General features: G+C 69.9%; 28 protein-coding genes and 1 pseudogene. 17 read left to right on the top strand and 12 right to left on the bottom strand.

What is annotated here, in order from left to right; translation table 11 throughout:
* The first annotated feature begins 23 nt into the window (after positions 1–23).
* Together H4W81_RS12215 and H4W81_RS12210 are read left to right on the top strand one after the other, a co-directional pair.
* Positions 24–644: a DUF2867 domain-containing protein gene (locus tag H4W81_RS12215; protein ID WP_192774918.1), complete on the top strand. Its 621-nt coding sequence runs from the start codon at positions 24–26 to the stop codon at positions 642–644.
* Positions 641–1,096 carry a hypothetical protein gene (locus H4W81_RS12210; RefSeq protein WP_192774917.1) on the top strand — a complete coding sequence of 152 codons (456 nt, stop codon included), beginning with the start codon at positions 641–643 and terminating at the stop codon, positions 1,094–1,096. Before H4W81_RS12215 ends, H4W81_RS12210 begins: the two co-directional genes overlap by 4 nt.
* A gap of 50 nt (positions 1,097–1,146) precedes the next feature.
* Here H4W81_RS12210 and H4W81_RS12205 read toward each other — a convergent pair.
* Positions 1,147–1,326 (bottom strand): annotated as a pseudogene (locus H4W81_RS12205) (transcriptional regulator); the annotation flags it as partial.
* A gap of 271 nt (positions 1,327–1,597) precedes the next feature.
* On the opposite strand from H4W81_RS12205, the gene H4W81_RS47000 reads away from it, so the two are divergent.
* The 3 genes from H4W81_RS47000 to H4W81_RS12190 all read left to right on the top strand — a co-directional run bounded on the left by H4W81_RS47000 (position 1,598) and on the right by H4W81_RS12190 (position 3,408).
* Positions 1,598–1,849 (top strand): hypothetical protein, encoded by a 252-nt coding sequence (locus H4W81_RS47000; RefSeq protein ID WP_225958575.1) that lies wholly within the window; start codon positions 1,598–1,600, stop codon positions 1,847–1,849.
* Between the two features lie 124 nt (positions 1,850–1,973).
* Positions 1,974–2,348 carry a DUF2255 family protein gene (locus tag H4W81_RS12195; RefSeq protein WP_192774916.1) on the top strand — a complete coding sequence of 125 codons (375 nt, stop codon included), beginning with the start codon at positions 1,974–1,976 and terminating at the stop codon, positions 2,346–2,348.
* Positions 2,349–2,379: 31 nt separating this feature from the next.
* Complete coding sequence (locus tag H4W81_RS12190; RefSeq protein WP_192774915.1) at positions 2,380–3,408, top strand: aldo/keto reductase; 1,029 nt, start codon at positions 2,380–2,382, stop codon at positions 3,406–3,408.
* A gap of 441 nt (positions 3,409–3,849) precedes the next feature.
* Here H4W81_RS12190 and H4W81_RS49260 read toward each other — a convergent pair whose 3' ends face one another.
* Positions 3,850–4,584 (bottom strand): GNAT family N-acetyltransferase, encoded by a 735-nt coding sequence (locus tag H4W81_RS49260; protein ID WP_192774914.1) that lies wholly within the window; start codon positions 4,582–4,584, stop codon positions 3,850–3,852.
* Between the two features lie 66 nt (positions 4,585–4,650).
* Here H4W81_RS49260 and H4W81_RS12175 point away from each other — a divergent pair, with 66 nt between their 5' ends.
* From H4W81_RS12175 to H4W81_RS48500, 3 genes are all read left to right on the top strand, one after another.
* Positions 4,651–5,076, top strand: a complete 426-nt coding sequence (locus H4W81_RS12175) for a helix-turn-helix domain-containing protein (RefSeq protein WP_192774913.1) — start codon at positions 4,651–4,653, stop codon at positions 5,074–5,076.
* A complete protein-coding gene (locus tag H4W81_RS12170) occupies positions 5,073–5,858 on the top strand; it encodes a GNAT family N-acetyltransferase (RefSeq protein ID WP_192774912.1) in 786 nt (261 codons plus the stop codon). Before H4W81_RS12175 ends, H4W81_RS12170 begins: the two co-directional genes overlap by 4 nt.
* A gap of 192 nt (positions 5,859–6,050) precedes the next feature.
* A complete protein-coding gene (locus tag H4W81_RS48500; protein ID WP_192774911.1) occupies positions 6,051–6,251 on the top strand; it encodes a TetR/AcrR family transcriptional regulator in 201 nt (66 codons plus the stop codon).
* 104 nt (positions 6,252–6,355) lie between these two features.
* Here H4W81_RS48500 and H4W81_RS12160 read toward each other — a convergent pair whose 3' ends face one another.
* The 3 genes from H4W81_RS12160 to H4W81_RS12150 all read right to left on the bottom strand — a co-directional run bounded on the left by H4W81_RS12160 (position 6,356) and on the right by H4W81_RS12150 (position 9,406).
* Complete coding sequence (locus H4W81_RS12160) at positions 6,356–7,378, bottom strand: zinc-dependent alcohol dehydrogenase family protein (protein WP_192774910.1); 1,023 nt, start codon at positions 7,376–7,378, stop codon at positions 6,356–6,358.
* 348 nt (positions 7,379–7,726) lie between these two features.
* Positions 7,727–8,731, bottom strand: coding sequence for a HEAT repeat domain-containing protein (locus H4W81_RS12155; protein WP_192774909.1), 1,005 nt, complete (start codon positions 8,729–8,731; stop codon positions 7,727–7,729).
* Positions 8,732–8,737: 6 nt separating this feature from the next.
* Positions 8,738–9,406, bottom strand: a complete 669-nt coding sequence (locus tag H4W81_RS12150) for a HEAT repeat domain-containing protein (RefSeq protein WP_192774908.1) — start codon at positions 9,404–9,406, stop codon at positions 8,738–8,740.
* Positions 9,407–9,625: 219 nt separating this feature from the next.
* On the opposite strand from H4W81_RS12150, the gene H4W81_RS49255 reads away from it, so the two are divergent.
* The gene (locus H4W81_RS49255; protein WP_192774907.1) at positions 9,626–11,245 is read left to right on the top strand and encodes an FAD-dependent oxidoreductase; all 1,620 of its coding nucleotides are present in this window, start codon (positions 9,626–9,628) and stop codon (positions 11,243–11,245) included.
* Between the two features lie 15 nt (positions 11,246–11,260).
* Here H4W81_RS49255 and H4W81_RS12140 read toward each other — a convergent pair whose 3' ends face one another.
* Entirely contained in the window at positions 11,261–12,241 is a 981-nt protein-coding gene (locus H4W81_RS12140; protein ID WP_192774906.1) for a saccharopine dehydrogenase family protein, read from the bottom strand.
* A 106-nt stretch (positions 12,242–12,347) separates the two neighbouring features.
* Between H4W81_RS12140 and H4W81_RS12135 the strand changes: the two genes are divergently transcribed.
* The 3 genes from H4W81_RS12135 to H4W81_RS12125 are packed head-to-tail and all read left to right on the top strand — an operon-like array spanning position 12,348 to position 14,462.
* Positions 12,348–12,923 carry a dihydrofolate reductase family protein gene (locus tag H4W81_RS12135; RefSeq protein WP_192774905.1) on the top strand — a complete coding sequence of 192 codons (576 nt, stop codon included), beginning with the start codon at positions 12,348–12,350 and terminating at the stop codon, positions 12,921–12,923.
* Positions 12,920–13,261: a YciI family protein gene (locus H4W81_RS12130; RefSeq protein ID WP_192774904.1), complete on the top strand. Its 342-nt coding sequence runs from the start codon at positions 12,920–12,922 to the stop codon at positions 13,259–13,261. The genes H4W81_RS12135 and H4W81_RS12130 overlap by 4 nt, the downstream gene beginning before the upstream one ends.
* Position 13,262: 1 nt before the next feature.
* Entirely contained in the window at positions 13,263–14,462 is a 1,200-nt protein-coding gene (locus tag H4W81_RS12125; RefSeq protein ID WP_192774903.1) for an RNA polymerase sigma factor, read from the top strand.
* A 6-nt stretch (positions 14,463–14,468) separates the two neighbouring features.
* Here the strand turns inward: H4W81_RS12125 and H4W81_RS12120 are convergent, their stop codons facing one another.
* Positions 14,469–14,855: a DUF1801 domain-containing protein gene (locus H4W81_RS12120; protein WP_192774902.1), complete on the bottom strand. Its 387-nt coding sequence runs from the start codon at positions 14,853–14,855 to the stop codon at positions 14,469–14,471.
* Between the two features lie 58 nt (positions 14,856–14,913).
* Here H4W81_RS12120 and H4W81_RS12115 point away from each other — a divergent pair, with 58 nt between their 5' ends.
* Genes H4W81_RS12115 through H4W81_RS12100 form a run of 4 tightly spaced genes read left to right on the top strand, consistent with a single transcriptional unit; the run spans position 14,914 to position 17,294 of the window.
* A complete protein-coding gene (locus H4W81_RS12115) occupies positions 14,914–15,510 on the top strand; it encodes an ArsR/SmtB family transcription factor (protein WP_192774901.1) in 597 nt (198 codons plus the stop codon).
* A gap of 1 nt (position 15,511) precedes the next feature.
* The gene (locus tag H4W81_RS12110) at positions 15,512–16,222 is read left to right on the top strand and encodes an SRPBCC family protein (RefSeq protein ID WP_192774900.1); all 711 of its coding nucleotides are present in this window, start codon (positions 15,512–15,514) and stop codon (positions 16,220–16,222) included.
* 58 nt (positions 16,223–16,280) lie between these two features.
* A complete protein-coding gene (locus H4W81_RS12105) occupies positions 16,281–16,499 on the top strand; it encodes a hypothetical protein (protein WP_192774899.1) in 219 nt (72 codons plus the stop codon).
* A gap of 24 nt (positions 16,500–16,523) precedes the next feature.
* Complete coding sequence (locus H4W81_RS12100; RefSeq protein ID WP_192774898.1) at positions 16,524–17,294, top strand: SDR family NAD(P)-dependent oxidoreductase; 771 nt, start codon at positions 16,524–16,526, stop codon at positions 17,292–17,294.
* A 289-nt stretch (positions 17,295–17,583) separates the two neighbouring features.
* Here the strand turns inward: H4W81_RS12100 and H4W81_RS12095 are convergent, their stop codons facing one another.
* Positions 17,584–17,943 (bottom strand): DUF4267 domain-containing protein, encoded by a 360-nt coding sequence (locus H4W81_RS12095; RefSeq protein ID WP_192774897.1) that lies wholly within the window; start codon positions 17,941–17,943, stop codon positions 17,584–17,586.
* A gap of 84 nt (positions 17,944–18,027) precedes the next feature.
* On the opposite strand from H4W81_RS12095, the gene H4W81_RS12090 reads away from it, so the two are divergent.
* Positions 18,028–18,603, top strand: a complete 576-nt coding sequence (locus H4W81_RS12090; protein WP_192774896.1) for a TetR/AcrR family transcriptional regulator — start codon at positions 18,028–18,030, stop codon at positions 18,601–18,603.
* A gap of 254 nt (positions 18,604–18,857) precedes the next feature.
* Here H4W81_RS12090 and H4W81_RS12085 read toward each other — a convergent pair whose 3' ends face one another.
* The 4 genes from H4W81_RS12085 to H4W81_RS12070 form a co-directional block, all read right to left on the bottom strand.
* Positions 18,858–19,856 (bottom strand): NAD-dependent epimerase/dehydratase family protein, encoded by a 999-nt coding sequence (locus H4W81_RS12085; protein ID WP_192774895.1) that lies wholly within the window; start codon positions 19,854–19,856, stop codon positions 18,858–18,860.
* On the bottom strand, positions 19,853–20,179 hold the full coding sequence (locus tag H4W81_RS12080; protein WP_192774894.1) for a CocE/NonD family hydrolase C-terminal non-catalytic domain-containing protein: 327 nt from the start codon (positions 20,177–20,179) through the stop codon (positions 19,853–19,855). The genes H4W81_RS12085 and H4W81_RS12080 overlap by 4 nt, the downstream gene beginning before the upstream one ends.
* Positions 20,180–20,447: 268 nt before the next feature.
* On the bottom strand, positions 20,448–21,605 hold the full coding sequence (locus tag H4W81_RS12075) for a serine hydrolase domain-containing protein (RefSeq protein ID WP_192774893.1): 1,158 nt from the start codon (positions 21,603–21,605) through the stop codon (positions 20,448–20,450).
* 52 nt (positions 21,606–21,657) lie between these two features.
* Positions 21,658–22,440: a DUF4097 family beta strand repeat-containing protein gene (locus tag H4W81_RS12070; RefSeq protein ID WP_192774892.1), complete on the bottom strand. Its 783-nt coding sequence runs from the start codon at positions 22,438–22,440 to the stop codon at positions 21,658–21,660.
* Position 22,441 lies beyond the last annotated feature (1 nt).

Raw genomic sequence — 22,441 nt, 5'->3', positions numbered from 1 at the left:
ACGTATAAATGAGAGGCCGAACCTTGCCACGACTCGCAGAGGCCACCCACACCGAGCAGCCGTGGCGCATCCACGAATTCACGAGTGACTTCTCGGTCGAGGACGTGTGGTCGTTCCGCACTCCGGGAGCCGGACCTGACGACTTCCCGACGATGCTCGCAGCGATGCAAGCCACCGGCGGACTCGAAAAACAGCCCCGGCTGGTCAGGTCCTTGTTCGCCATTCGGTGGAAGCTCGGCGCACTCCTCGGCTGGGACAAACCATCAGCGGGCGTCGGAGCGCGGGTCGCCTCACTCCGCGACCGCCTGCCCGGCGACGTCCGCGACGCTCCCCGCGGCACCGACCACGAGAGCATGCCCCTCAAAGCGGTCTACGAGCTCGACATGGAGTCCGCACGCGAGCTCGCGAACAAGACCGTGCACACCGTGATGCACCTCGGCTGGATTCAAGGGGCGAACGGCGACTACGAGCTACGGATGGCCGTCCTCGTCAAGCCCAACGGCCGGTTCGGACGGCTCTACATGGCCGCCATCGCGCCTTTCCGCTACCTCATCGTCTACCCAGCCCTGACCCGGCGATGGGAACAAGCCTGGCGCGACCGCCACCATGCGGCGGCGGCGTACGAAGAAGGGAAGTCACGATGAACTCCAGAAAGCGGCTGCTCCGCTGGGCGAGCGGGATCATGCTCGTGCTGGGAACAGGGCACCTGTCCTTGCTGGCGCTCGTCGCCTTTGAAAACATCGCCGGCTGGGTGGATCGGGGGATATGGGCAGCCGTCCCGCTCGTGCTCACAGGCGGGGGCGCCGTTCCGACGGTGGAGTCCCTGCAGAACACGGTCACCTTCTGGGCCGGTCCGGGAAGCTTCTCCGTGCCCCTGATTCTCCTGGGCTGCCTGACCTGGCACCTCGCTGGACGCGAAGTGGCCGTGCCCGCCGGGATCGGCTGGGGCCTCGCGACGTGGTGCGCGGTGGGCGGCGTCCTCCTTGTGCCAAGCCCGTTCTTCGCCGGGATCATCTCCGGGGCACTCATCATCGTGGCAGCGCGGAAAGTAGACCGGTCGGGAGCAGCCCGAAACCGGGAGCTGGACCTGGCGTGATCCGCGCCCGCCGGCGGCGGTGGGGGCTGTCGATGTTCTCGATGTTCTCGATTGCCGCGCTCAAGGCGCACGTAGTAGTCGACTGAGACGCCGGCCAGCATCGCGACCTCCTCGCGGCGCAGCCCCTTGACCCTGCGGTTGCCCCCGAAGGCCGGCAGGCCGGCCTGCTGCGGGGTGAGGCGGGCCCGCCTGGAGCTGAGGAAGGCTGGGATCTCGGCTCGATCATCCATGTACTGACGGCATGTGACCTGCTCAGTGGCCAGACAGGTACTGGCATTACCTGGAACGGCAGTGACTCCCACTGGTCGGTAAAACAACGTTTGCTGGAGTCGGACCGGCGCAAGAGGCCGGCCCGCACCGGGCCGCCCGGCGTCTGGGTAGGAGCTTTTCGACGCCATTCAGCTGGAGAGATATGCGCGCGACATTCATCGAGCACCAGATCATCCTGATGGGCCGCCACAAGGCCCGCAGCCACCTGGGCGGGAGTTCGGCGCCACGGACGTGGTCACCGAACGCGGCCAGGAAGGCATCGCCAAGCTCCGCGAGCTCACCTGCGGCCCCGCCCCTGTGCGCGCCTATCCTACGGCGGCCACGTCGACTTCCCCGGCAACCCGCTGCACCACGCCACCACGTTTCGCGCCCTTCCGCATCGGCATGACCATCGTGGAGCCCGGCGGCGCGCGCAAGCGCATCGCACATGGTGAGAACCAGACCGAGCCCGCCGCCTCCACCGACCTTCCACCAGGGGCGTGACCCCGTGGCGGCGCAGGTCGCGACCACAGCGAGCCGACGAAGAACCGCACGCCGTTCGGAAACCGGCGCCGGACCCCGCCTTCTGCCCATCAGATCACATCCCGCATCACCAAGGAGCACACCGATGGCCGACTGGACGAACGAGGAACTCGCCACGATCGGCGACGCCGAGGAACTGCAACTCGCCTCCCGCCGCGGCGACTGCACGTTGCGCGACCCGGTGACCATGTGGGTCGTGCGCCACGGCGAAGAGCTGTACGTCCGCTGCATGAACGGCCGCGACGGCGCCTGGTACCGCGGCACGCAGACGCGCCACGAGGGCCGCATCTCGGCCGGCGGCCTCCAGCGGGACGTCACCTTCGCCGACGCCGACCGCTCCCTCGACGACCAGATCGACGACGTCTACCGCACCAAGTACCACCGCTACGGCCCCAACATCGTCGGCGGCGTCGTCAACCCCGACGCACGCGCCGCGACGATCAAACTCGTGCCGCGCTGACCCATCACCCGCACCTGAGCCAGAGTCATCCATGGACTACCGCCGTCTGGGACGCACCGGCGTCTCGGTCAGCAAGCTGTGCCTCGGCGCCATGATGTTCGGCGAATGGGGCACCAAGGACCACGACGAGAGCATCCGCACCATCCACCGCGCCCTCGAAGCCGGCATCAACTTCATCGACACCGCCGACGTCTACTCCGACGGCGAGTCCGAAGTCATCGTCGGCAAGGCCCTGGCCGGCGGCCGGCGCGACGACGTCGTCCTGGCCAGCAAGGTGCACATGCCGATGGGCGAGGACCTCAACAGCCGCGGCAACTCCCGCCGCTGGATCACCCACGAGGTCGACAACTCGCTACGCCGGCTGGGCACCGACTGGATCGACCTGTACCAAATCCACCGCTACGACCCCGACACCGACATCGACGAGACGCTCGGCGCTCTGACCGACCTCGTCCGCGCCGGGAAGGTCCGCTACATCGGCCACTCGACCTGGCCGGTCTCGGCGATCGTGGAGGCCCAGTGGACCGCCCGCGAGCGCGGCCGGGAACGATTCACCTGCGAGCAGCCGCCGTACAACATGCTCGTGCGCGCGATCGAGACCGACACGCTGCCCACCTGCGCCCGATACGGAATGGGCGTCATCTCCTACAGCCCGCTGGCCGGCGGCTGGCTCACCGGCCGCTACCGCAAGGGCAGCGAGTCCGAAGGACCGTTCTCCGCGGCCCGCCAGCGGCTGGCCAACCGCTTCGACCTCTCGCTCCCGGAGAACCAACGCAAGCTCCAAGCCGCCGAACAGCTCGCCGAACTGGCCGACCAGGCCGGGACGACACTGATCGAGATGGCCATCGCGTTCGTCCTACGCCACCCCGCCATCACCTCAGCGATCATCGGCCCCCGGACCATGGACCACCTCGAATCCCAGCTGTCGGCCGCCGACGTCGAACTCCCGGACGACGTGCTGGACCGCATCGACGAGATCGTGCCGCCCGGACTGACCATCAACCCGGCGGAGAACGGCTGGGTCAGCCCGGCCCTGCAGCCCGCCGCCCGCCGCCGCTGAGCACGAGCGGCGCCGCCCCCGACCGCTTCATGACCCACCTGGCCATGTGGGAAGGCACCAGCGAGGACGGCGTCCCCGAGACCGAGTGGGGCGAGCCGATCACCGACGAGGAATACCACGCCCGGCCCGCCCCCGGCACTCGCTGATCCCGCACCGCCGTGCCCGGTCTCGAACTCGTCGAGGTCTTGCGCGCGGCGGCGCTCGCCGACAACCTCCTCGGGCGCCGAACCGCAGGCCCCGGACAACTCCTCCGGCGGCACCCTCGCCCTGTGGTGTGCCGACCGTGCGGCAGGACCGCCGATCTTCTTCACACTGAGATCCCACGCTTCCGCTACCGGGACCACTGGGTCCACCGCAGCCTCGCCCACGCCGTACAGGTGCTCGCTTCGACGGTCGAACCTCCCGGACGCCCTATCGATGAGAATGCGATTGCAGGGAGAACTAGCGGAGCGAGATGAACAGCGCCTCACTCACCTTCCGGTACCCCACCCGCGCATAGACCTGCGCCGCCGCCTCATCAGCCGGAGTGAGGAACGGCATCGCGATCCCCGCGTCCCCGCCCGCACGCGTCAGCAGCGCCGTCACCGCCCCCGCGATCCCCCGCCGCCGATGCGAAGCCCGCACCGCGATACCCGCCACCTCGGCGACACCCCCATGCGGGCTCCCGATCTGCCCCGCCCCGACGACCTCCCCCGTCGCCTCGTCAACCGCCGCCGCCACGAGGCCACCGCCATCCAGCACCCGACGCAACCGCGCCACATCATGCTCCGTCGCCTCCGGCGCCTCGAAAGCCTCGTTCATCACCCGCGCGACCTGCCAGAGAACGGAATCATCGCGCACGAGCCCCACCCGGACAGCCCCGGACACCGGCGCGTCCACCACCTCCTCCGGACGGCACACCAGCACCGGAAACCGGCCCTCAGCGCGAAACCCCGCCGCCAGCAGCGCGCCCTCCACCTCCGGCGCCGCCCGCGGCACGTACTCCAGTCGCGGCGTCCTGGCCCGCTCACGAAACGCCGCCACCAGCGCCGCCACCTCACCCGCCGTCGGCGCCGCGCCGTCATCAGGGATGGCGTAGTTGAACGAGAGCGCGGCATCACACTCATCGAACCGGACCGTGAACGGCCCCACCCGACGCGCCCGAGCCCCCGCCACCGACCTCAGATAGGCGTGCACGCCCGCATCCACCATGAGACACCCCGTCACTAGAGTAATTCAGGGAAGAATACGGAAGGATAGGCCATGCCGGAACAGCCCTACACCGTCGAACAAGTCGCCACCCTCCTCGGCCTCCACGTCAAAACCATCCGCGGCTACGTCCGCGACGGCCGACTCAGAGCCACCCGCATCGGCAAGCAATACCGCATCGCCCGCCACGACCTCGACGCCTTCACCGGCGCCACTACCACCCCGCCAGCCACCGAAACCACCGCGGACCACCGCCACACCGACGTCTCCACCACCATCCAGATCCACGCCATCAGCCGCCCCCAAACCGACCGCCTCACCACCTGGATCATGACCTCCATCAACAACACTCACGGACTACGCGTCCAAACCCGCTACGACACCGACCGCGCCACCCTCACCATCATGATCCTCGGCGACCTTCCCACCACCACCGACCTCCTCAACGGCTTCCGCGACATCACCGAGGACCGCCCATGAACCCCCACGACACCCTCGCCCTCTTCGACCACCAGATGCGCCGCCACGCCCAACCCGACGACGCCCACGCCACCCTCCACCTCGACAGCGGCGTCCTCCGCCAGACCAGCACCCGCCACGGCTGGAACGGCATCCTCTGGAGCGACCTCGACCACACCACCGCCGACGCCGCCATCGCCGCCCAGATCAGCCACTACACCGCACTCGGCCACGACTTCGAATGGAAGCTCTACGCCCACGACCAGCCCACCGACCTCGCCCACCGCCTCCTGAAAGCGGGCGCCACCCCCGAACCCACCGAAACGCTCATGGTCGCCCAGATCAGCGACCTGCCCACCACCACACCGCCACCCGACGGCATCCACCTGCACCCCGTCACCCACCCCGCGGACGTCGACCTCATGATGGAGGTCCACCACCAGGCCTTCGGCACCACCGCCACCCACATCAGGCACCGCCTGCTCACCCAGCTCGCCGAGGCGCCCCACACCATCGCCGCCGTCGTCGCCATGGCAGGCCCCCACCCCGTCAGCGCCGCCCGCCTCGACCTCCACGAAGGCACCCACTTCGCCAGCCTCTGGAGCGGCGGCACCGTGCCCGACTGGCGCGGACGCGGCATCTACCGCGCGCTGGTCGCCTATCGCGCCCGCATCGCCGCCGCACACGGCTACCGCTACCTGCAGGTCGACGCCTCCGACGACAGCCGCCCCATCCTGAGCCGCCTCGGCTTCACCGCGCTGACCACCACGACGCCGCACCTGTTTGTTGTTGAGAGTCTTTAGTCCTTGAATGATGGGCGACCGGTAGGTCGCCCCGCCGAGCGCCTTTACAAAGTAGATTTAAGCGACGAAGAACCTGGTCACCGCCGCATAGAGATCCGCAGAGCCCGAGCCGGGACTGCGCGCCGACGCCGAACGCAACCGCGAGCGCATCCTGGCCGCCGCCCGTTCTCCACCGAAGGGCTCGATGTCTCCATGGCCTGCGTCGCCCGCGAGGCCGGCGTCGGCAAGGCCACCCTGTCCCGGTGCTTCGCTACCCGCGAGGACCTCATCAACGCGGTCTTCGCCGACCGCATGGACGCCTACGCCGCCGGCGTCGCCGAAGCCCTGGCCGACCCTGACCCCTGGCACGGCTTCACCGGCTTCATCCAAGCGGTGTACGCCATGGGCCGCTGACACTGCCAACGATCAAGTGGTGTCCTCTCCGTGCCGCGCCCCGTGGAGGGCTATGGCCGTATCGATGCTCTGCGCGGGACGGCGGTCGATAGGGGGAGCACAGGTCAGAGGGTGAGCAGGGCCTTGATGGCCCGACGCTCGTCCATGGCCCGGTATCCCTCGGCGGCCTGCTCCAACGGCAGGGTGAGGTCGAAGACCTTGCCCGGGTCGATCTTCCGTTCCCAGATCAGATCGATCAGCTCGGGCAGGAACCGGCGCACCGGGGCGGGGCCGCCGAGCAGATGGACCTGGGCGAAGAAGAGTTCCTCCCCGCTGAGAGCGACGTCGTGGTTGACGCCCACGAAACCCACGTGGCCACCGGGGCGGGTGGAGCGGATGGCCTGCTGCATCGACTCCTGGGTGCCGACCGCCTCGACGACCGAGTGGGCGCCCATCCCTGCGGTCAGTTCCTTGACCTTGGCCACGCCGTCGTCACCTCGCTCGGTGACGATGTCGGTGCCGCCGAACTCTCGGGCCAGCTTCTGGCGCGTCTCGTGGCGGCTGATGGCGATGATGCGCTCGGCGCCCAGCTGCTTGGCGGCCAGCACCGCCATCAGGCCGACCGCGCCGTCGCCGACGACCGCGACCGTCTTGCCGGGGCCGGCCTCGGCGGCCACCGCGCCAAACCATCCGGTGCCCAGCACATCGGAGGCAGCCAGGAGGCTGGGGATCAGCTCCGCGTCGGGCATCGCCGGAGTGGCCACGAGCGTGCCGTCGGCATGCGGAATCAGGGCCCGTCCGGACTGGGTGCCGACCTGGGACATGAACACGCGGTCGACGCAGGAGGAGGGGTAGCCCGCGCGGCAGATCTCGCAGGTGCCGTCGGAGGCGACGAAGGAGCCGACGACGAACTGGCCGGGCTTGACGTTCTTGACCTCGCTGCCGACCTCCTCGACGATTCCGACGTACTCGTGCCCCATCGGCATGGGCCGATCGACGTGCTCGACACCGCGGAAGGGCCACAGGTCCGAGCCGCAGACACAGGACGCCGACAGCCGGATGATCGCATCCGTCGGGGCGGTGATCTTCGGGTCGTCGATCTCCTCCACCCGGACATCGCCGGGGGCGTGCAGCACTACACCACGCATGTCATTCACTCCTTGAGGGTCTGTTGCTTTCAGCAGCCCGCGCGCGCTCGGCGCCGGCACGGGCAGACCGCGACGCGGCCGTCCGGACGGCACCTACAGATGTGCCTCCCGCAGGCCGGGCATGCTGGTTCACATACCCATGAAAAGCGCAGGTCAGACGGCGAGGAAGGCAGTGGTGAAAGGTGTACTGACAGGGCACCCCTGCAAGCTGGAAGGCCGCATAACCTCTGGAAGGTGGACAACCGCAGCGAGATCCGTGAGTTCCTGACCTCCCGCCGGGCCAAGATCAGCCCGCAGCAGGCCGGGCTGCCCTCCCGGCGCCGCACACAGCACGCCAGGAAAGATCCGTCATCGTGCGTCGCGTATCCCGAGAATGTATGTCGCGGTAAGCGCAACGGCACGGTCTTCGTCATGTGACAGATCTGCGAGGGCTCGTGACGCTGTGGTTCCGGGGATGTCCGCGAGCGCCTGTGTCAGCCGTCGACGTGCAGACGATTCAACGCTGCCGTGGGCGAGGCGATCAACGAGCCTGGTAGCGATCTGATCCGCCAACGCGGGACGACTCGCCAGCGCGCTCAGGGCGTCGGCTGCATCGACGTCATTCGTCCCCTCGACGACGATGTCGATGAGCGTCGGGATCGCGTCGGCCACTCCACGTGCCCCGAGTGCCAGAGCTGCATACCTGCGGACCACGATGTCGGGGTTCGCGAGGGCGCCCTGCAGCAGTGTGGTCGCCTCACCGTTCGGAATCTCGGCGATGGACTGGACGGCACGTTTGCGCACCTCGGCTACCGGTGAGCCGAGGCCCTCCGCCAGCAGCGCCAAGCCGTCATCGCCCGATTGCGCCAAAGCCCAGCGAAGGGCTCCGGCGACGTTCGGGTCCGTCTCGCTCAGCGCTGCCTCGACCAGTACTTCCACTGGCACCGGAACCTCTTCGACTGAGGACAAGGCCGCGCGCTGGCGCTTACCGGCGCTCTTTGACCCCAACGCCTGCAGGAGTGCGACGATCTGGAGGACGTCCTCCCAGCCGGCGGGTTCTACGGCGTCGATCCGACGCAGTCGCGTGAGCAGCTCCGTCTCAGCCGCAATGCGTTCTCGCGTCTGGCGGATGAGGTCGTCGACGAGCTCTGAGGGCGTGAAGCCGGGATCATCGAGCGCGCGCCTGACTTCACGTAGCGACAGCCCCAATGACCGCAGGCTCTCGATTTGGAAGATCCGCCGAATGTCCTCGCTGGAGTACTCTCGATAACCTGCGTCGGTACGACCCGTTGGCCGCACCAAGCCGAGCGAGTCGTAATGCCTGAGCATGCGGGCGCTGACCCCGGACCGTCGTGCCACATCACCGATCAACACTGCCCATCACTCCTCCTTGCTGGTGCTGCCGAGGGCTACGACGCGCTTGGCCTCCTCGATCGCGGACTCGAATCCGGCATCTGGGTCGCGCAACAGCCGTTCCGTGGCGATCGCGTGCGCGCGCACGCGCGGGTCGAGATCCGTCATCGCGGCGCGCAGCGTGGGCACAACCACCTCACCGAGCGCCACCAGCGCCCGGCTGAGGCTCAGCTGCATCTCACGTTCGCCGCGCCCGAGCTGTGTCGACAACACCGCGGCCAACTCGGGCTCTTCGCCTTCGGGCACGAGCACGACCGCTGCCCGCCAAGCGCTCCGTGCCACCTCATCGTCGGCGTCGGACAGAAGCGCCCGTGTGATCGCCGGCCACGCTTGCCGATCCCCGATCTTGGACAGCGTGTGCAGCGCCTGGCTTCGTGCCTGCGCACACTCCGAGCGGAGTTCCTTGAGAAGCTCTGGAACCGTCATGGATGCTGAGTGGCGGGTGAGTGCCCACGTCAGCGTATCGCGCACGTGAAATTCGGGTTCGATCGCGCATCGTTCGATGAGCTTGTCGATGAACCGCGGGTCAGGGGTCGTACCGACCGCCATCGCCGCCCGCAGCCGCACTGACGAGCGGCTGTCCTCCAGCCCCTGGGAAGCTCGAATCGTATCCGTGTCCTGTTTCTGCATGGTCATCGGGACCACCTCCTTGGCAACAGTGAAGACCTTGTCACCGTGTCAAGGTCAAGCGGGGTCACGCCGCGAGATCACCAGGCACCCTGGCCCCCACTCGGGTCCGCATCACCGAGTGCAAGGTACCCCTCGGAGCGCCCTCCCGCCCGGTTGCCAGTCCGGCAACAAGGTTTGCCAACGAGCGGGTGGCACCCCCACTATCGCCGGTGAACGGAGGAACACATGACCGCACACACTGAACAGGCGAATGACGGGCGGCGTTACGACGTCGTGGTGGTCGGCGGCGGCGCGGCGGGGCTCAGCGGCGCGCTCACCCTGGCACGGGCGCGACGCTCGGTCCTGGTGATCGACGCGGGACAGCCGCGCAACGCCCCCGCCGGGCACGTCCACGGGTACCTGGCCCGCGAGGGGGTCCCGCCGGCCGAGCTGCTGGCCGCCGGTCGCGCGGAGGTGACCGGCTACGGCGGCCGGATCGAGCGGGGCGAGGTCGTGTCGGCCGAGCGCGTGGGCGACGGCTTCCGCGTGACGCTCGCCGACGGGTCGACCGTCGCGGCCGCCAGGCTGCTGGTGACCACGGGGCTGGTCGACGAGCTGCCCGAGGTGACGGGCGTGGCCGAGCGCTGGGGGCGCGAGGTGCTGCACTGCCCGTACTGCCACGGCTGGGAGGCGCGCGACCAGGCGATCGGCGTCCTGGCCACGGCCGGGCCGCTGGCCGTACACCAGGCTCTGCTGTGGCGGCAGTGGAGCGGCGACGTGACCGTCTTCCTGCACACCGCGGGCGGGCTGAGTGACGAGGAGTACGCCCAGCTGGCCGCGCGCGACATCAGCGTGGTGGAGGGAGAGGTCGCGGCACTGGAGGTGAGCGACGACCGGCTCACCGGGGTTCGCCTGGCCGACGGCAGGGTGCTCCCCCGCCAGGTCGTGGTGGTGGCCCCGCGCTTCACCGCCCGCGCGGGCCTCCTGTCCGGGCTCGGCCTGGAGCCGACCGACCAGGAGATGGGCGGGCACGTGGTCGGCGGCTACATCGCCGCCGACCCCTCAGGAGCGACGGCGACGCCGGGCGTCTGGGTGGCGGGCAACGTGGCCAGCCTCACCGACCAGGTCATCGCCGCGGCCGCGGCAGGGGTCCGCGCGGGCGCGGCGATCAACGCCGACCTGGTGGCCGAGGAGACCCGCCGGGCCGTCGCGGCCAGGCGACACCACCACGCCCACGCCGCGCAGGACGTCACCGAGGAGGAGTTCTGGGACGGCCGTTACGCCGAGAGCAACCAGATCTGGAGCGGCAAACCGAACGCCGCCCTGGTGCGCGAGGTCTCGGACCTGGCGCCGGGCACCGCTCTCGACCTGGGATGCGGTGAAGGGGGCGACGCCGTCTGGCTCGCCGAGAGGGGATGGCGGGTGACCGCCACCGACATCTCCCGCGTCGCTCTCGACCGCGCCGCGGCCCACGCGGCGCAGGCGGGAGTGGCCGACCGCATCGACTGGCAGCGGCACGACCTCGGCGTGTCCTTCCCCGACGGCGCCTTCGACCTCGTCTCCGCCCACTTCCTGCACTCGCCGGTCGACCTGCCGCGGGAGAAGATCCTCAGGACGGCCGCCGCGGCCGTCGCCCCGGGCGGCGTCCTCCTGGTCGTCGGGCACGTGGGCTTCCCCTCATGGGAGCCGGGCCCGCACCCGGACGTCCACTTCCCCACCCCGCAGGAGGTCCTCGAGAGCCTGGAGCTGCAGGACGGACAGTGGGAGGTGCAGCGCTGCGAGGAGTACGAGCGGGAGCAGCCCACCCCCGACGGCCGTCCGTGCACCCGCACCGACAACATCCTCAGGGTCCGGCGGATGTTCTAGGCGGGAACCGACTTCTCAGGCGCCGAGGTCCAGGTCGAAGCCGTGGGCGGCCAGCTCGGTGAGGAACTCGGCGGGCTCCACCAGCTGCTCGATGTGCCGCACCCCTGGCGGCAGGCCGGGCAGCCGCAGCAGCAGCAGCGCGGCGGTCAGCCCGGTGGCGCGGCTCTGCAGCCGCCCGCTGAAGGATGCCCCGGCCTGACCCGACCGTACGGTCACCGCGAACCCGTCGCCACCGAGGTGGATCCGGCCGAGCGCCGCCACAAGTGCCTCACGCACCTTCGGGCGGCGTAGCAGGCGGCCGACGGTGGGCCGGCGCGCGGCGGCCAGCAGCGCGGTGAGCGGCCGTGAGTCGAGGGCCAGGCCGGTGCCGACCTCGTCGATCCCGAGGGTGGCCGACAGCGTGTACTGGTCGGAGAAGGGGAAGCGGTGGACGGTGCGCTCGCCGTACGGCCGGGGGAAGCGCATCGTCCACGACTCCTCGAGCAGGCCGAGGCCGTCAAGGGTCCAGCGGATCGCGGCGGGTCCGTGCCGCTCGCCCGAGCCGAGGAGCACGCCGACGCGGGCCCGGCCGGTGCGGGAGCGTTCGACGCAGTGCCGTACCAGCAGGTTGGTGACGCCGGGCACCAGGCCGACGCTGAGGACGGCCGTCGCGCCGCGCCGTACGGCCAGCTCGTCGAGCTCTGCGATCGCCTCGAGCAACCGGTGGGAGGCGGTGACGTCGAGGTAGTGGACGCCCCGCTCCAGGCACGCCCTGGCCACGGCCGCGTTGTCGAGCTCGGCGCACATCAGCACCGCCTCGACGCCCTCCAGCGCCCTGTCGAGGTCGGCGGGGTCGGAGGCGTCCACGCGCATCGCGGTGGTCCCCGGCACGGGCCGCGCCGCGGAGGGATCGCGCCCTGCCACGATCACGGTGCCGCCGGGCCGGTCGCGCACCAGCTCCGCCGCCGCCTGCCTGCCGACGGCGCCGTATCCGCCGAGGATGAGGACCGCACCCATGACTCTCCAAAGTTTTTGTAGTGACACTACATCAAGATGGCGGGAACATGATGTCGATACGGCATGAGCGCGTTCGTGTAGAGGGTGAGGAGAGAGGACACCACTCATGAGCAAGCTGACAGTGATCAACAACATCAGCCTCGACGGCGTGATGCAGGCCCCCGGGCGACCCGACGAGGACACCAGGGGCGGCTTCGAGCACGGCGGCTGGGCGCGACCGTACAACGACCCCGTGCTCGGCAAGCTCATGGGGGCGGGCATGGCCGAAGGCGGCCCCCTGCTGCTCGGCAGGCGCACCTACGAGGACTTCGCCACCTTCTGGCCGCACCAGCCCGACAACCCCTACACCGAGGCGCTCGACAACGCCCACAAGTACGTCGCCACCACGACGCTGGCCGAGCCCCTGCCGTGGAGGAACTCCAGCACCGTCACCGGCGACGACGTCCCCGCGCTCAAGGAGCGCCTCACCCAGCCGCTCACCGTCCTCGGCAGCGGCGAGCTGGTGCGCTGGCTGGCCGTCCGCGACCTCGTCGACGAGTACGTGCTCATCGTCCACCCGCTCGTCCTCGGCTCGGGCCGCAGGATGTTCGCCGACCAGGCCCCGCGCGCCGCCTTCGAGCTCGTCGACAGCACACCCACGACCACCGGCGTGATCGTCGCCACCTACCGGCGGACCCGATGAAGAAGTACCTGCTCAGCATCTACCAGCCGGACGGCGACCCGCCCCCTCCCGAGGTGCTCGGCCCGATCATGCGCGACGTCGAGGCCTGGGAGAGCGAGGCGAAGGCGGCGGGCGCGTGGGTCTTCACCGGACGCCTGCACCCGGTGGGCACCGCGACCGTCCTGCGGCCCGACGACGGCGGGGTGCTGATGACCGACGGCCCGTTCGCCGAGGGCAAGGAGCACATCGGCGGGTTCGTCGTCATCCAGGCCGACGACCTCGACGCCGCCCTCGACTGGGCCCGCAAGGCCACGCTGGCCACCACCCTGCCCATCGAAGTGCGGCCACTGCACGACTGACATGCCAGACATCGAGGGCATCTTCCGCGAGGAGTACGGCCGCGCCGTCGCCGTCCTGGTCCGCGCCTTCGGCGACATCGACCTGGCCGAGGACGCCGTCCAGGACGCCTTCACCGAGGCCATGCGGCGCTGGCCCGCCGCGGGAGCGCCGCCGAGCCCCGCGGGCTGGATCATCACCACTGCCCGCAACAGGGCCATCGACCGGCTGCGCCGCGAGTCCTCGCGCGACGACCGCCACGCCCAGGCCGCCCTCATCGCGGCCACCGACGAACCGGCGCAGGTGGAGGGACCCGTGCGCGACGACCGGCTGCGCCTGATCTTCACCTGCTGCCACCCCTCGCTGTCCACCGCCGCCCAGGTCGCGCTGACCCTGCGGCTGCTGGGCGGCCTGAGCACCGCCGAGATCGCCAGAGCCTTCCTGGTCCCCGAGCCGACGATGGCCCAGCGCCTGGTCCGCGCCAAAGGCAAGATCCGCGACGCGCGCATCCCCTACCGCATCCCGCGCGAGGCCGACCTGCCCGACCGGCTGCGCGCGGTGCTGTCGGTCCTCTACCTCGTCTTCAACGAGGGTTACACCGCGAGCGCCGGCGACCGGCTGGTGCGCGAGGACCTGTGCGCCGAGGCCATCCGCCTGGGCCGCCTGCTGGCCGAGCTCATGCCCGACGAGCCGGAGGTGTGGGGCCTGCTCGCGCTGATGCTCCTGCTTCAGTCGCGCAGGGCCGCCCGCACCACTCCCGACGGCGCGCTGGTGCCGCTGGCCGAGCAGGACAGGGCGCTGTGGGATCACGACCTGATCGCCGAAGGCCAGGAGATCGTACGGCGGTGCCTGCGCCGCGACCAGGCCGGGCCGTACCAGATCCAGGCCGCGATCAACGCCGTGCACAGCGACGGCCCCGTCACCGACTGGCGTCAGATCGTCGCGCTCTACGACCAGCTGCTGCTGTTCAGCCCCACCCCGATCGTGGCGCTCAACAGGGCGGTCGCCGTGGCCGAGACGGACGGCCCGGCCGTCGCGCTGGACCTCGTCGACGACCTCGATCTCGGCGGCTTCCACCTCTTCCACGCCATCCGCGCCGACCTGCTGCGCCGCCTGGGCCGCGACGCCGAGGCGGCCCAGGCCTACGCGACGGCGATCGACCTGAGCGCGAACGCCGCCGAGCGCGCCTTCCTCCAGACCCGGGCCGACACCCTCAGCCCGTAGCCTCGGTCACTCCGGCAGGTCGGTCTGGTGGGCGATCGCCTCGCGCACGAGCTCGGCGACCGCCCCGGCCTGCCGTACGGCGGTCTCGGCCGGCATCTCCCGCAGGTAGCGCCCCGAGCCGGCCAGGATCCGCCCCTGGTCCGCCAGCAGCGCCCCCTTGTGGAAGACCAGCTTCACGCCCTTCTTCGTCACCGCGATGCCGCACAACCAGTGGTGCCAGTTCCCCTCGACGGTGAACGTCAGCCGCCCCCACTTGATCGACTGCTCCAGCCGGTGGTCGGCCCGCCCGACCATCGCGGAGAGCTCCTCCACCTGACCACGGGCCCGCCCGTCCAGGCTGTCCAGCCACTCCTCCACGTCCGGTCCATGACCGGCTGCCTCGGTCTCGACCATGCCTTCATCGTCGCACCCTCGCCTTGACAATAAAAATTGTCGGTGAGAGAGTGAAGCCATGTTCGACGTGACGGTGATCGAGGACCCGGCAGCCGCCGAGGCGTCGCTGGACCCGATCAGAGCGCGGCTCCTGGCCGAGCTCTCCCAGCCCGGCTCGGCCACCATGCTGGCCGCCAAGGTCGGCCTCCCCCGGCAGAAAATCAACTACCACCTCAAGACCCTCGAACGGCACGGCCTGGTCGAACTCGTCGAGGAACGCAGGAAAGGCAACGTCACCGAGCGCGTCATGCGCGCCACCGCCTCCTCCTACGTCATCTCGCCCCGCGCCATGGCAGGCGTCGAACCCGACCCCGGCCGCGCACCCGACCGCCTGTCGGCCCGCTGGCTCCTGGCCATCGCCGCCAGACTCGTCAGCGACGTCGGCACCCTCATCACCGGCGCGGCCAAAGCCCGCAAACGCGTCGCCACCTTCGCCCTCGACGGCCAGGTCCGCTTCGCCACCGCCGCCGACCGCGCCGCCTTCGCCGAGGAACTGGCCACCGCCGTCACCACCCTCGTCAGCAAGTACCACGACGAGCACGCCGAAGGCGGCCGCACCCACCGCGTCATCCTCGCCGTCCACCCCAGCGTCAACCACGACACCCAGGAGACATGACATGCCGCACGAGTTCGAGCTCCACCACGAGCTCTCCGTCGAGGCGACCCCCGAACAGGTCTGGGACGCCATCGCCACCGGACCCGGCATCGACTCCTGGTTCATGGGCCGCAACCAGGTCGAGGACGGATTCATCCGCACCGTCTTCGCCGACTACACCCCCGAGAACACCGTCACCGCCTGGGAGCCGGGCAAACACCTCGCCGCCACCAGCGAGACCGCCGCCGACGGCCGCTTCGTCGCCTACGAGTTCCTCATCGAGGGCCGCGCCTCGAGCAGCACCGTCGTCCGCGTCGTCACCAGCGGCTTCCTGCCGGGCGACGACTGGGAGACCGAGTTCGAGGCCATGAACGCCGGACTGGCCCTGTTCTACGCCACCCTCGCCGAATACCTCACGCACTTCGCCGGCCGTACGGCGGTGCCCGTCACCGCCTTCGGACCGGGCGACTTCGCGAGCCTGCGCGCCACGCTCGGACAGCCGCAGACCGGCGACACCCTCACCCTCACCCCGCCGGGACAGGAGCCCACCGAAGGCGTCGTCTACTTCACCAACTCCCAGACCATCGGCATCCGCACCGGCGACGCGATGTACCGCTTCGTCGACGGGTTCGGCGGCGGCACCGTCGCCCAGCACCACCTGTTCACCCCGGGCGCCGACCCCGACGAGGCCGACCGCGCCTGGACCACCTGGCTCGCCGGCCTCTCCTCCTGACCCGCCTCGAACCCCGCGCGCGGGCAGGCACGCCCGCGCGCGGGACCAGGAGTTCCCCATGAACAAGGTCACCTCCGCCGACGGCACCACCATCGCCTACGACCGCAGGGGCCAGGGCCCCGCGCTCGTCCTCGTCGACGGCGCCATGTGCTGGCGCGCCCAAGGACCCAGCGGCCCCCTCGCACTCCCCGGCCAGACCCACCTGGTCAAGCCCGAAGCGCTCGCCCCCGTCCTGACCGCCTTCTTCTCCGGCCACGACGGCACGCCCCACCCCTGACCACCCGCCCACGCGGCTGATACCTTGCCGCACGTGTCTGACTACCTCCGCGAACTCTTCTCCCTCAGCGGCCGCAAAGCCCTGGTCACCGGCGGCAGCTCCGGCATCGGCTACGCCATCGCCGAGGCCCTCGGCCGGGCCGGAGCCGACGTGGTCATCGCCGCCCGCAGGGAGAAGGAACTCAGGCGAGCCGCCGACCGCCTGCACTCCCACGGCGTACGGGCCTCGTGGATCAGCGCCGACCTCGGCGAGCGCGCCGGCGTCGAGCGGGTCATCGCCGAGGCGGGCGACATCGACATCCTCGTCAACGACGCGGCCAACAACATCCGCAAGCCCATGGCCGAGCTCACCGACGACGACTACGAGCAGACGATCGCCGTCAACCTGACCGCCCCCTACCTGCTCGGCCAGCACTACTGCCCCCTCATGGCGGCCAGGGGCTGGGGCAGGGTCATCAACATCGGCTCCCAGCAGACCGTCAGCGCCTTCGGCGACAGCGGCGTGTACGGCGCCGCCAAGGCCGCCATCGCCGGGCTCACCCGCTCACAGGCCGAGGCCTGGTCCCGCCACGGCGTGCTGGTCAACACGATCATTCCGGGCTTCGTGCTCACCCCGCTGACCGAGCCCGCGCAGTCCATCCCCGGACGCGTGGAGGAGCTTGCCGCCCGCCACATGGTCCGGCGCAACGGGGTGCCGGCCGACTTCCGCGGCGCGGCGGTCTTCCTGGCCGGCGACGCCTCCGCCTTCGTCACCGGCCAGATGCTCTTCGTCGACGGCGGTTTCTCGGTGCACTGACGCGCGGCGCGTGCACCGAACCCACGCCCTTTACAAAGTAGATTCGAAGACCGCTTCGGCGGCGTTGCGCTGTACTCGGGCTTCGTCCTCGGCCGTCCAGTGCCCTCCTCGACTCCGACACGACCCACGTGCAGAAGACCAGATAGAAAGCAGACCCTCGGCGCCTTCAGACCTCGCCCGCCGCCCACGCGCCCATCAGAGGAGGCGGCACGCCTGCGCACCGTGGGCCGGTTCGCACGTCGCCGCGCCAGGCGCGACCACTAAGAACGTCCCTCTAGAAAAACACGCCTCACACCAGGATGAGAATGGCCGCGACCACCACCATCACCGCGGCGGTGAGGCCGTGGACGCCGAACGCCACCGCCCGCGGACCCCCGTTCCTGAGCACGACGACCATGTCGCCCAGCGGGGCGAACACACTGGCGAGAATCAGCCAACCGAGCATGTGCTGGTTTCCCGTCACGAGGGCCGGGAGCACGACGAGCCCGGCCGTGATGTCCCGTACGCCCTTGACGGTCAGGTACGCGTTCATGGACACGGGAACCCCGTAGCCCGCCGCCGACGCGACCGGCTGCAGCAGGAAGCGGATGCCGATGAGGATGATCCCGATGGCGATCAGTCCGGCGAGCCAGATGGCGATGGTGACCATGCCGTCTCCTTCGATCGTTGCTAGAAGTGTTAGCGACGCTAGACTAGCGGCGCTCATATGTCTAGCGGTGCTAGCATCTGGAGGGTGTCCACACAGCAGCGCAGAGAACGCGAACGCGCCCAGCGCCACGACCTGATCGTCAAGACCGCCCGCAAGCTGGCCGAGTCCGAGGGCTGGGACGCCGTGACCACCCGCCGCCTGGCCGACGAGATCGAGTACAGCCAGCCGGTCCTGTACAGCCACTTCGCCGGCAAGGACGCCATCGTCGCGGCGGTGGCGCTGGAGGGCTTCACGGAACTGGCCGTGCGCCTGCGCGCCGCGACCCGGGCGGGCAAGCCGCGGGCCGCGCTGGAGGGGCTGGCCAGGGCCTACATAGCGTTCGCCGAGGAGAACCCCGCGCTGTACGACGCCATGTTCACGATGGCCGTGGACCTGCCGTTCGGCCAGGACGACACCCCGGAGCCGCTCCGGGACGGCTTCCAGGCGCTTTTGTCCGGGGTCGCGCAGTTCGCCGACGGCCGCGACCCGGCGATCCTGACGGAGGTCGCCTGGAGCGCCCTGCACGGGCTGATCGTCCTGTCCCGCGGCGGCCGACTCCCCGCCTCAGGCCGCGAGGCCCGCCTGACGCTGCTGCTCGACCAGCTCAGCGCCACCCGCTGACCCAGCCACGTACGGTCAGTCGTTCCACACGGCGGCGACCTGGGACGCGACCTCCAGGCCGTGCCGGCGGCCCGCTCGGGCGGCCGGAGCGCGGCGGGCGGGGTCCAGGAGGGAGTTGACCGAGCGGCGGCCTATCACCCGCGCACTCGGTCTTCGCGGCGAACCCAGCCGATCTGGGACAGGCGCATGGCGGCGGCGAGGCCGACGATGCCCGCTCCCATGATGGCACGCATGAAGATGGTGGTCCTTGCTGGTCAGAGTTGAGCAAGGACGCGCTGTTCGGTGGCGGCGTCGATCCAGGTGTCGGTGGAGGGGGCGTCTGGGTGTGGGGCGGGGTCGCCTTCGGTCTGGAGCCAGGCCCAGGTGTCGGCGAGGGTGTTGCGCAGCGGGCGGATGGTGAGCCCTGCGCTGAAGACGGCGCCGGTGTTGGCGTCGTGCATCCCGCTCGGCACCGTGCCGTCCGGGAGGTACAGGCCGAGCTCCAGGCCGAGCGTGAGGCCTTCGCGGCGCATCAGGTCGGCGGGTGCCCAGACGAGTTCGGTGGCGAAGCCGGTCACCTCCAGTGCGGTGGTCAGCAGGTCCTCGGTGGTGATGGCGCGGGGTCGTCCCGTGGCGGTGTAGGCGCCGCCGAGGCCGCGATCGGCCGAGCGCAGCAGCCAGTCGGCCAGGTCGCGCACGTCGATGTATTGCAACCGCGCCTCGGCCGGGCCTGGGGCGAGCACACGTCCGCCCTTCTCCAGCCGGCGCAGCCACCAGGGGATGCGGCCCACGTCCTCGTACGGGCCGAGGATCATCCCGGCCCTGGCCAGCAGGGCGCGTTCGCCGAAGGATTCCAGTACGGCGAGCTCGCCGCCGCGCTTGGCCGCCCCGTAGTCGGAGCCGTCCTCGCTGCCGGGGTCGGCTTCCACGAGCGGGGCACTCTCGTCAGCGGCCGGTGGCCATGGCCAGCGGTGCACGCCACGCGTGGAGACATAGCCGTAATGCCCGGCACGGTCGGCGAGCAGGCGGGCGCTGTCGCGCACGACGCGCGGCGCCCAGATCCAGGTATCGATAACGGCGTCCCATTCGCCGTCGCCGAGTGCGGTCTTCACCGATGCCGTGTCGGTGCGGTCGGCGATGAGCGCCCGGACATCGGGGGCCGGTGGGCGGCTGATGCCTCGGTTGAGGGTGCTCACCTCGTCGCCGCGTTGCAGTGCGGCTTCGACGACGGCACGGCCGACGTGGTGCGTACCACCGAGAACGAGAAGCTTCATGGAGTTTCCTTCGTGAGGGGCAACCAGACGGCTGAGCGATGGTCGGAGTCGTGGAAGATCTCGTGCTCCGAGGCGAGCAGGTCCGTCCCGGTCGTCGCGAGCGGCTCGCCGGTTCCCGGGTTACGGCCGAAACGCGGATGGGCGCCACTGGAGACCCGCAGCCGGATGCGGTGGCCGCGTCGGAACCGGCGAGCCATCGGCCACAGGGTGACCTCCACAGCCCTGATGCCGCCCGGTTCGTGCAGCCGAGCGATGCCGTCGTACACGTTGACGGAACGGGCCGTGCGTGTCCACGTCGCACAGCCGGGCGAAGTCGTCGGCATGCGGGTTGGTGGATCGTGTGTGCAGATGGACGTGGACCGGGCCGGCGGCCTCGACGTCTTCCATCAGGGCGCGGTGGTGAAGGTGAGCGCCTCGGCTCTTGCCTCGATGGCGCGATTGTCCTTCGCCCCTGCGGACATGCCCACCTGCGTGCCGCCGGTGCTCTCCAGGTTCGGCATGGCCGGGAAGATGTGCGCCGAGCTGCATGCGGTTCGCGAGCTCATCCGGTCTCGCGCTCGCGAGACCGGATGAGCAGGGGATATCGAGCGGTTATCGTGAACTCGGCGGGCACATCTCCGCTTCCATTTCCTTGGTGAGAATGCTGATCGGATTGCCCCAGTCGCCGTTGATGTTGGTGACGAGCATGTGCTTGCCGTCTCGGGTGCCCATCGCGTAGGTCCAGGAGCCGTGGATCCGGCCGCCGTTGCCCCAGACCGTCACTCCGCAGGACAGCTTCTGGGAGAAGACGCCGAGCCCGTAGGCGGTGTTGTCGATCCACTGCACGCCCTTGGTGGAGACGGTGGTGAACATCTCCTTTTGCTGTGCGGGCGGCAGCAAACGGCCGCTGAGCACTGCCCGGTAGAAGGTGTGCAGGTCGCTCATGGTGGAGACGATGCTGCCGGCCGCCCCGGCCCAGGAGGCGTTCATGTCGGTGAGGTCGTAGGGGGTTGTGGTGTCCTCGCCGACCAGGAACTTGACGTAGTGCCGTGCGTGCGGCTTGCGCAGCTTCGGCTCTTCGCCCGGCAGGTACGTTTTCCTCAGGCCGAGCGGGCGGATGATGTGCCGGGTGATCTCTTCGGCGTAGGACCTGCCGGTGACCTTCTCGATGATCATCCCGGCGAGCGTGTAGTTGGTGTTGGAGTAGCCCCAGCCCTTGCCCGGCGCGAAGGAGGGCGGGTTGGCCATGGCCACCTTCACCAGCTGCTCGGGACGATAGCTGTCGAAACGGCCCTTGAGGAAGGCGGTGCTCCACTGTTTGGTCGCCAGGCCCTCATCCGAGGTGTAGGGGAAGATGCCGCTGGTCTGGTTGAGCAGTTGCCTGATGGTGATCTTGCTGCCGTCGTGGCCGTTGCCCTTCACCACGCCGGGCAGCCACTTGTCCACGGTGTCGTCCAGGCTGAGCCGGCCCTCGGCCGCCAGCTTCAACACCACGACCGCGACGAACGTCTTGGTGGTGCTGCCGGCCCGGAAGTATTCCTGCTGTCGGCGCTTGCGGCCGGTGTCGGTGTCGGCCACGCCTGCCGTACCGAACCATGACCCGCGGCCGTCACGGACGTCAGCCATGGCGCCCGGCATGCCGTCAGCCACGGCTTGGTCGAGTACCTGCTGGACTTCGGCGTGGTCGTCGGCCACCGCCGCCGACGCGTTTGCGGTCACGGCTACTGCGGCGGCGAGCAGGCAGGCGGCAGTGCGGAGGGTCTTGGTCATGGGTAGATCGCCTTTCCTTCAAGTGGAGTGTTCGCGCAGGGGAATACGTGAGTTAGCCGGTGACACGGTGGAGCAGGATGTCGCCCTGGGCGACGTGGGCGTGGAGCTCGACGGTGTTGCCGTCGGACACCTCTTGGTCGTCGCCCAGGTTGTCGCGGACTCTGCCGAGCGTGGTCTTGGCGTCCAGCAGTACGGCGGTGCCATCCGGGATCCCGACGTTGATCGTCCCGGCGCCGACGTTCAGATCGGCGCGCCCGCGCGCCATCGCGCCGACCTTGACGGCGCCTTGCTCGACGGTCACGCGCAGGCCGTCTTCTGCCCGGTTCACCGTGACGTTCCCGGTGCCGTTGCCGATCACTATGGTGCCGATACTCTCGCCGACCTTGATCTGGCCGTGGGTGGTGGTGAGCGCGGCCGGGCCGCCGGAGGTGGCGACGGTGATGTCGCCGTCGTCGGTGCTCAGGCGCAGCTCGCCGGTGTGGTCGAGGTGGATGTCGCCCTGGGACAGGTGGGCCTGTACCTCGCCCAGGCGGCCCTGGCCGTTCAGGAGCCCGTCGCGGACGCTGATGTCGAGCGCCGAGCCGCTGGGCAACTCGATCGTCACCGCGATGCGGCCGGGCAGGGATCGGATGCTCGAGCGGTCCTTGACCGTCAGGCGGCCGTCGGCGTAGTTGACGCGGGTGCGTTCGACGGCTGCGACGTCGGTGGCGTCGGCCGGATTGGCCGGCCGTACATCGACGGTGGTGTCGGTGCGCTGGGTCGCGTTGATGCGGATGTCGGCCTCAGTGCACGAGACGACGGCGTTGATCGGCTGCGGTGTGTCAAAGGCATTCATT

The sequence above is a fragment of the Nonomuraea africana genome (genome assembly GCF_014873535.1).
In the GTDB taxonomy this organism is placed as follows: domain Bacteria; phylum Actinomycetota; class Actinomycetes; order Streptosporangiales; family Streptosporangiaceae; genus Nonomuraea; species Nonomuraea africana.
Note: the sequence above shows the minus strand (reverse complement) of the source record. Positions and strands in the feature narration are given on the sequence as shown.